Annotated in this window: 8 protein-coding genes; 5 read left to right on the top strand and 3 right to left on the bottom strand. The window is 66.1% G+C overall.

Annotation, left to right across the window (positions count from 1 at the left end):
• Nucleotides 1–251, bottom strand: a 251-nt coding sequence (locus GH737_RS12895) for a hypothetical protein (RefSeq protein ID WP_155265210.1), incomplete at its 3' end; no start/stop codon positions are given.
• Between the two features lie 185 nt (nucleotides 252–436).
• Between GH737_RS12895 and GH737_RS12890 the strand changes: the two genes are divergently transcribed.
• Nucleotides 437–586: a hypothetical protein gene (locus GH737_RS12890; RefSeq protein ID WP_155265209.1), complete on the top strand. Its 150-nt coding sequence runs from the start codon at nucleotides 437–439 to the stop codon at nucleotides 584–586.
• Here the strand turns inward: GH737_RS12890 and GH737_RS12885 are convergent.
• Nucleotides 583–972 (bottom strand): DUF1801 domain-containing protein, encoded by a 390-nt coding sequence (locus tag GH737_RS12885; RefSeq protein ID WP_155265208.1) that lies wholly within the window; start codon nucleotides 970–972, stop codon nucleotides 583–585. The two genes, GH737_RS12890 and GH737_RS12885, sit on opposite strands and share 4 nt — an antisense overlap.
• A 90-nt stretch (nucleotides 973–1,062) precedes the next feature.
• On the opposite strand from GH737_RS12885, the gene GH737_RS12880 reads away from it, so the two are divergent.
• The 4 genes from GH737_RS12880 (at nucleotide 1,063) to GH737_RS12865 (ending at nucleotide 4,675) form a co-directional block, all read left to right on the top strand.
• Entirely contained in the window at nucleotides 1,063–2,496 is a 1,434-nt protein-coding gene (locus GH737_RS12880) for a GH1 family beta-glucosidase (protein ID WP_155265207.1), read from the top strand.
• 3 nt (nucleotides 2,497–2,499) lie between these two features.
• Nucleotides 2,500–3,198, top strand: a complete 699-nt coding sequence (locus GH737_RS12875) for an MgtC/SapB family protein (RefSeq protein WP_155265206.1) — start codon at nucleotides 2,500–2,502, stop codon at nucleotides 3,196–3,198.
• 82 nt (nucleotides 3,199–3,280) lie between these two features.
• Nucleotides 3,281–3,511, top strand: coding sequence for a DUF2842 domain-containing protein (locus tag GH737_RS12870; RefSeq protein WP_155265205.1), 231 nt, complete (start codon nucleotides 3,281–3,283; stop codon nucleotides 3,509–3,511).
• 33 nt (nucleotides 3,512–3,544) lie between these two features.
• On the top strand, nucleotides 3,545–4,675 hold the full coding sequence (locus tag GH737_RS12865; protein ID WP_155265204.1) for a cell wall hydrolase: 1,131 nt from the start codon (nucleotides 3,545–3,547) through the stop codon (nucleotides 4,673–4,675).
• Here the strand turns inward: GH737_RS12865 and GH737_RS15415 are convergent.
• Nucleotides 4,672–4,987 (bottom strand): hypothetical protein (locus GH737_RS15415; RefSeq protein WP_196233168.1); only part of this gene is annotated, 316 nt, incomplete at its 5' end. The two genes, GH737_RS12865 and GH737_RS15415, sit on opposite strands and share 4 nt — an antisense overlap.

Below are 4,987 nucleotides of genomic sequence, written 5' to 3'. Positions count from 1 at the left end.
CCGACCGCCTGCTGCACGGGAACGCGCTGGTGCCGCACCACGGCCGGGACCGCCCAGCTCGCATCCTCGGCCCATTCGCCGCCGCGCGCGATGCGCACCCGCAGGACTGAATCCGTCAGCGCCTCGACGCGTATCGCCATGCCGGCGCCGCTCGCTTCGACCCCGTTCGGAAGCGGTACGGGCTGCGCACCAAGCGGCGCGGCGATCGGGGCGATCAGGGCGATCAGGAAAGCGGCGGCCGGTCGGAGCATCGTCGCGACCCTAGCGCCGGCTCGCCGCTCCGCAATGCCGTGGCTCCGAAGCAACAATCCCCAACTTTTGACTAGAGAATTGATCTCGGCCCGCGACCGGCATGCCATTCCCCTTCTTTTACCGATAGTTGAATGTTAGCGTGCAAATCGGGAGCGGCGGGGCTGACTCGCACAGGGATAGTCGAATGCGTTCCAAGGCGATTGCAGGTCTGGTCATCGTGGCCGTGAGCGCGGTGGCGTTCGTCGCGATGCGCGCCGAGAACCGCGCCAACGCGGCCAAGGGCGATTGCTACACCGCCGAGAAGGGTCCCGCGACCCCGACCATCTGCGGCTAACCCGCCCGCTTCACGTTCAGCGCCACCGCCTCGCGGACCAGCGCCTTGAACGCCTCTTCGTCGATCTCGTCACCTTCGCGAAAATCGATCGCGCGGCGGGTGCCCGCGCCGAGGCTCGCGTTGAACAACCCAGCCGCGTCCGCGAGCGAAGCGCCGCGCGCGAAAGTGAGTTTGACCTTGTCCTTGTAGGTCTCGCCCGTGGAGATGATTCCCTCATACTCCCACACCGGCACTCCGGAAGGGTTCGACGGCTTTCGCCACTTGACGGTCTCGACGACCTCCGGATCGGCCTCGTGGATCAGCCGGCGAAGCCGCGCCAGAATCGCTCCGCGCCAGTCGGTCATCGCGCGCAGCTTCTCGTCGATCTGCTCTGAATCGGATTCCATGCGCCGCTCTTAGCCCGCTCGACAGCAGTCTCGCCAGACCTGCCGAAGCTGCTAATCATCCTGCTGCAACAGGGAGGGAGGTTCATCACCGTGACAGACTTCAGCCGCCGCGATCTCGGCAAGGCGCTCGGCGCCGCCTGTGCAGCCACCGCCTTCGGCGCACCTGCCGCGGCGCAAGTGCTGAAGTGCACCGACCTCAGCTTCCCCAACGGCTTCAAGTGGGGAACGGCGACCGCCGCCTACCAGATCGAAGGCGCGGTCAGGGAAGACGGGCGCGGGCCGACCAACTGGGACCTATTCTCCCACACGCCCGGCAAGACCTTCAACGGCGACACCGGCGACGTCGCCGACGACAGCTACCACCGCTACGCCGAGGACACGCAGTTGCTGAAGAACCTCGGCGTCCAGACCTATCGCATGTCGCTCGCCTGGTCGCGGATCTTTCCGGAAGGGCGCGGACAACCAAACCCCAGGGGTGTCGACCATTACAAGCGCGTGATCGACAACCTGCTCGAGAACGGCATCGAGCCGTACGTCACCATGTTCCATTGGGACCTACCCGCGGCACTCCCGGGCGGCTGGCAGAACCGCGACACGGCCCATGCCTTCGCGGATTACGCCGGCTACATGGCGGGGCAGATCTCCGACCGCGTCAAGAACATCATGACGGTCAACGAAATCCGCTGCTTCACCGACCTCGGCCACCTCGTCGGCATCCACGCGCCGGGTCTGAAGCTCCCGCCCGCAGAGGTGAATCAGGTCCGCCACCACGGCACGCTCGCCCATGGCCTCGGGGTTCAGGCGATCCGCGCCAGCGCGAAACCAGGCACGCAGGTGGGCATCGCGGACAACACCACCTTCTATGTGCCCGTCATCGAGACTCCGGAGCATATCGCCGCCGCGAAGAAGGCCACGCGCGAACTCAACGCAATGTTCCTGACCGCGATCATGGAAGGCCGCTACATCGACGAATATCTGAACCAGCAAGGCGCCAACGCGCCCAAAGTGCAGGACGGCGACATGAAGGCGATCGCCAGCCCGCTCGATTTCCTCGCGCTCAATATCTACGCGCCCGAGTGGGTCCGCGCCGACGATTCTGCCAAAGGCTATGCGACGATCCCGCACATCGCCTCCTCGCCGCACATGGCCTCGCCGTGGCTGATCGTCGGTCCCGAAGTCGCCTACTGGGGCGTGCGCCAGGTGAGCGAGCTGTGGAAGCCCAAGGTGCTCTACATCTCGGAAAACGGCGCGTCGGCCGACGATCCGGTCCACGACGGCCGCATCGACGATGCCGACCGCGTCATGTACCTTCGCAACTACATCACCAGCTTCCGCCGGGCGGTCGCCGAAGGTTATCCGCTCAAGGGCTATTTCTTGTGGAGCCTGATGGACAATTTCGAATGGGCCGACGGATATTCGAAGCGGTTCGGGATCCATTACGTCGACTTCAAGACGCAGAAGCGCACCCCCAAGCTCAGCGCCGCCTGGTACAAGGAAGTGATCCGCAGGAACGCGGTGGTGTAGCAGATGCTCATCGGCCCCAACCAGCTGACCATCCTCAGCCACCTCGGCCTCGCGCTTGCGGCGGGTGCGCTGATCGGCCTCGAGCGAACCTTTCACGGCCGCCCCGCCGGTTTCCGGACGCACGCCCTCGTCTGCCTTGCTTCGTCGCTGCTGATGCTGCTCACGGTCTTTCAGAGCGAGTGGGGAGCGATGCTCGAGCAGGACACGATCCGTCTCGACCCCACGCGCATGGCGCAGGGCATCATGACCGGTATCGGCTTCCTCGGCGCCGGCGTGATCTTCAAGGAGGGCCTGACGATCCGCGGCCTGACCACCGCGGCATCGATCTGGATCACCGCCGCGATCGGCATCCTGCTCGGCGCCGGCTTCTATTTCCCCGCGATCGTCACGACCTTCCTGACGCTCGGAGTCCTGTCCGCATTCCGCTGGATCGAGCAGCAGCTCCCGTCGCAATTTTACGCCCATTACTGGGTGAAATTCGACCGCGGTTCCGTCCTCCCGATGAGCGAGGTGCAGGCGATGGTCGAGAACCTCGGCTTCAACATCGGCGAGCTCAGCTACCGCCTCACCGACCTCGGGCAGCATTTCGAATATCGAATGAACCTGCGCACCACCGAAGAACACGCGATCGACAAGCTCGCCGAGCAGCTGAGGGAGCGGCCGGAAGTCATCGAGTTCCGGATTTCACCCGCGGGGAATTGAGGCCGTCGCTCGTCGCCGGCTCCGGTCGGACCGGCTTCACCTCTTCGCGTGAAACGCGATCTCCGCTATCGCGCCGCCCGCCATGACCGACCAGCCGTCGCCCAGAAAGCTCATCGGAATCGCCGCGATTCTGGCGATAATCCTCGTCTGGGCGGCGTTCGTCGCAAGCATGAGCCCCTTCGTCGGCAAATGGCCTGTGCTCGTCCAGGCGCCATATTATCTATTCGTCGGAGTGGTGTGGGTTATCCCGTTGAGACCGTTGATCCGATGGACCGAGACAGGAAGCTTTCGCGTTCGCCGCACGCCACGTTGAAACAACTGTATTAGTTGAGTATATCACTGCGCAATGGCTGAAGCATTGACCCTTTCAAGGCCGCTGGACCGCGTTCGGCGCACTGCCATAGACTGGCGGGAGCGCGGGCGCGCGTTCGTGCGCACCAATCCGCGCGAGGCAATCGGGTTCGGCGTGCTCGGCTTCGTGTCGGCGGTTGCGATCGGCAGCATGGCGGTTCCCAACGCCGCCACGAACCCTGCCGCGCATGCCGCGCCCCCTGCCCCGCCGCCGTTGATCCTCAAACCGATCGCACCCGAGCAGGCGGTCAAGGTCAATGCCGAGATCCCGCTGACCGGTGGACCCAACCCCGCCGCCGCGCCCTTCGCCTTCAAGGGCAGCGCGAGCGCCCGCGAGCAGGCGCTTACCTGCCTCGCCAGTGCCGTCTATTACGAGGCCGGGAACCAGGACGCCGATGGCGAGCGCGCGGTCGCGCAGGTGGTGCTCAACCGCGTTCGGCATCCCGCCTTCCCGAACAGCGTGTGCGGAGTCGTCTACCAGGGCTCGACCCGGACGACCGGCTGCCAGTTCACCTTCACCTGCGACGGATCGCTGGCCCGAGCGCCCGATCCCGACGGCTGGCGCCGCGCCTCGAAGATCGCCGAAGCGGCGCTGTCGGGCACGGTCTATGCGCCGGTCGGCTGGGCGACTCATTACCACGCGGATTACGTTCTCCCGACCTGGGCATCGAGTCTCGCCAAGAATGCGGTTCTCGGTGCGCACCTGTTCTACCGCTGGGCCGGCAGCTGGGGTCAGCCCGCGGCATTCTCGGACGCTTACGCCGGCCGCGAGCCCAATGCCGCCGCGCTGCGCACGGCCGCGCTCGCCGCGCCGCACGTGACTCCGTCGACCCAGGATGAGCTCGCGCAGGCGATCAAGGAAATCCCCGGCGCCGAGGAAATCCACCTCGCTCCGTCGATGCGCGGCGACAAGCGCGTCGCGGTGCGCTTCAACCTTGCAGCTCGCGAGGCGTCGAAAGACGTCGCGCCGGTCGATTACGAGAAGAAGTTCGAGGTTTCCGACAATCTCAAATATGCGCTCTCGGCTGAAGCCGTGGCCGAGAACCAGCAGCCGCTCGGCAAGCCGAAAGCACCGGCGGCGACGAGCGGCGGCAGCGGCACAGCCTTGGCGTCGACACAGCACTAGTCCGGTTCGCCCTCTGCCGGAACCCGTTCGGGCGCGAGCGCAAGCTCGACGCGCAGCCGGATCTGATCCAGCCGCCCGTCGATCGCGAGATAATCGCCGGACAGCGCCGACGCGGCGCTCCACTGGCGCCCGGTGACGGCGAGCGGCGCGAACGGCCCGCGGTCGCGCAACGGGTCGCGGTCGAGCAGGCCGATCGCGGCATCGTCGAACGCGGCGCAGCGATCGAGCTGGCGCGTGCTCGGCCGGTCGCGGAAGCGCTGCTGGCACACCCGGCTGACATCGGCGAGCGCCATTTCATCGCGGGTCAGGTAG

It is taken from the genome of Sphingomonas segetis (assembly GCF_009720245.1).
Taxonomy (GTDB): Bacteria; Pseudomonadota; Alphaproteobacteria; order Sphingomonadales; family Sphingomonadaceae; genus Sphingomicrobium; species Sphingomicrobium segetis.
The sequence above is the reverse complement of the archived record's forward strand: the minus strand, read 5'-3'. Positions and strand labels throughout refer to the sequence as shown.

Coding starts and splice junctions, on each gene's coding strand:
- GH737_RS12870 (WP_155265205.1), top strand. CDS start 3,281: ATGACCGACCAGCCGTCGCCCAGAAAGCTCATCGGAATCGCCGCGATT.
- GH737_RS12875 (WP_155265206.1), top strand. CDS start 2,500: ATGCTCATCGGCCCCAACCAGCTGACCATCCTCAGCCACCTCGGCCTC.
- GH737_RS12865 (WP_155265204.1), top strand. CDS start 3,545: ATGGCTGAAGCATTGACCCTTTCAAGGCCGCTGGACCGCGTTCGGCGC.
- GH737_RS12890 (WP_155265209.1), top strand. CDS start 437: ATGCGTTCCAAGGCGATTGCAGGTCTGGTCATCGTGGCCGTGAGCGCG.
- GH737_RS12885 (WP_155265208.1), bottom strand. CDS start 972: ATGGAATCCGATTCAGAGCAGATCGACGAGAAGCTGCGCGCGATGACC.